The organism is Oceanospirillum linum, from assembly GCF_001995095.2.
Lineage (GTDB): Bacteria > Pseudomonadota > Gammaproteobacteria > Pseudomonadales > Halomonadaceae > Oceanospirillum > Oceanospirillum linum.
The window spans coordinates 1-429 of sequence record NZ_MTSD02000129.1; the positions used below are offsets into that span (position 1 = coordinate 1).

At 45.2% G+C, this 429-nt stretch carries 1 protein-coding gene; it reads right to left on the reverse strand.

Annotation, left to right across the window (positions count from 1 at the left end):
- Positions 1-344, reverse strand: a 344-nt coding sequence (locus tag BTA35_RS16960) for a LysR family transcriptional regulator (RefSeq protein ID WP_139363732.1), incomplete at its 3' end; no start/stop codon positions are given.
- Positions 345-429: the final 85 nt, after the last annotated feature.

Genomic DNA, 429 nt, shown 5'->3' on the forward strand with positions numbered 1-429 from the left:
AGCATGTAGCGCGCCATTAGATCAACGGCAAGGTAATTACCAATGGTTAATGTTGCGCCAACAGTTAGATGACCGGGTTGCAGATGTTGACTAAAGCTGGTTTCAAGTTCGCTTGCTTGCGCCAACAGTGATTCAGCCTGAGGACGAACCAGTCGCCCCAACTCATTGAGTTGCAGACGCTTACCGATTCGGTCAAAAAGTTGAATATCAAACTGTTGTTCAAGCTCTTTTAGGGCGCTGCTGGCAGCAGATTGTGACATGGAAAAACTTTCGGCAGCTCGCGTGATATTTTCAAAGTGTGCCGCAGCCAAAAAGACCTGTAACTGCCTTAGACTATATCTCATATTCCATTTCCGCTATCTGCTACCTACCTCGATTTATTTGCCACTGTATTACTTGGCAGAGTGATTGGAAAGACTTTGATTGAAT